Here is a 1715-nt window from a genome sequence, read left to right on the forward strand (position 1 = left end):
TAAATCTCAAACAGTTAATCAGTGGTTTGACTCATTTCTATTGGTGGCCGGAGGCAAAAGTTTAATCACGGTTAATCGACCGGACATGATATGAGAATTCGTTAGTCAATAAAATTAGAAAAACAGTAAACAATGAGTAGACCACCAGAAGCCACGATCGCTCTCCTGCACTGGGGCGATTTAATCGAAGATTTTTTAGACACCATCGGGGTTTCCTTTGAAGCTTTCTGCAACGAAATGACGGGCGGCTGGATGTTTGGCTACATTGAAGCGCTGCGGCGAGCAGGGGTGCGGACAGTCCTATTTTGTATTTCCGGCAGCGTAACGGAACCTGTGCGCTACACCCACAAAGGCACAGGAGCAACAATCTGCGCCCTACCCGCACCTCAACTCTACCAAGCTGTTCGCCGCCAGATGGTCAACCCTCAAGGGTGGACAGTTCAGGATATGTTTGGAGAGGTTCGAGGCGTCCGCCGCCTAGTGTTAACAGGGGTGAAAAGCGTGGCTCCTTATCTGGCGACACCGTTGGGGTTGCTGGCGGGCGAACTGCGGCGAGAAAACTGCCAAGCGATTCTCTGCCAAGAATACGAGTATCCGCGCTTCGACGCTTGCAGCTTTTTGGGGCAGTGGATGAAGTTGCCTGTCTTTGCCACGTTTCAGGGGGGCGATTTTCAGGTTAGTCCTTGGGAAGGCGTGTCGCGCCCGCTCGCCCTCAAAGCGAGCGCGGGTTTAATTATTGCTTCGCAAACCGAGGTACAGCGCGTGCAAACTCGCTATGGCGTGCCTCCTGCCAAGATTGCTCGCATTTTTAACCCCCTGGATGTGGAGCTGTGGAAGCCAATGGATCGCGAGGAAGCTAGACAACTGCTGGGTTTTCCCAGTAATGCTGAAATTGTCGCCTGTCACGGGCGGATTGACATCCGCCGCAAGGGGTTAGATATTTTGCTGGAAGCTTGGCAGCGGGTATGCAGCGATCGCCCGGGCCGAGATTTGCGGCTGTTGCTGGTGGGGACTGGTAGCGACGCCCAGGAATTGAGCCAGCGGCTCGCTCAAATGCAGCTTCCGGGCATTGTTTGGATTAATGAATACGTGCGCGATCGCGCTTTGATGCGGCAGTACCTCTCGGCGGCTGACGTTTATACTTTGCCTTCTCGGCATGAGGGGTTTCCGGTGGCACCCCTGGAGGCGATGGCTTGCGGGTTGCCCGTTGTGGCTGCTGACGCACCTGGAGTGCCGGATATTTTCGAGGGGGGCGAAGCTGACGGCGGGATTGTTGTGCCTCGTGAGGATGCAACAGCTTTGGCAGGGGCGATCGGCCGGCTTTTGGACGATCGGGCGTGGGGGCGGGAGTTGGGCAAGCGTGCTCGCATTCGGGTAGAAACTCATTTTTCTCTGGAGGCGATCGGTGTCCAACTGCGGGAGTTTTTGTGCACTCTTTAGCGCACATTCCGCCCATCTGACTCGCTGCACTGGGAATGCTTGAAAAATGCCAGCCCCCAAAATTTATTTGCGCCTAATTTTTCTGGCTTTATGGTCACTTTTTGTGCCAATAATCGGCAACATAAAAATTTTAAATTGAATTTTTTTTTAAGAGATTCATTCTTTCAATTAATCAACTTATTCAGGGAGGGTGATAAACCAATACGGTTTACTTAAGGCTTGGGAGGCTTTAAGATTTTAAAAATAGGAGGATTAGTTTTTATTCCAGTACCTCT

1 protein-coding gene is annotated in these 1715 nt (G+C 52.0%); it reads left to right on the forward strand.

Going from position 1 to position 1715, the window contains the following annotated elements:
* Positions 1-132 precede the first annotated feature (132 nt).
* Positions 133-1440: a glycosyltransferase family 4 protein gene (locus tag QUA04_RS29530; protein WP_333264318.1), complete on the forward strand. Its 1308-nt coding sequence runs from the start codon at positions 133-135 to the stop codon at positions 1438-1440.
* The last annotated feature ends 275 nt before the right edge of the window (positions 1441-1715 follow it).

Source organism: Microcoleus sp. S13_C5 (genome assembly GCF_036700845.1).
Taxonomy (GTDB): domain Bacteria; phylum Cyanobacteriota; class Cyanobacteriia; order Cyanobacteriales; family Microcoleaceae; genus Microcoleus.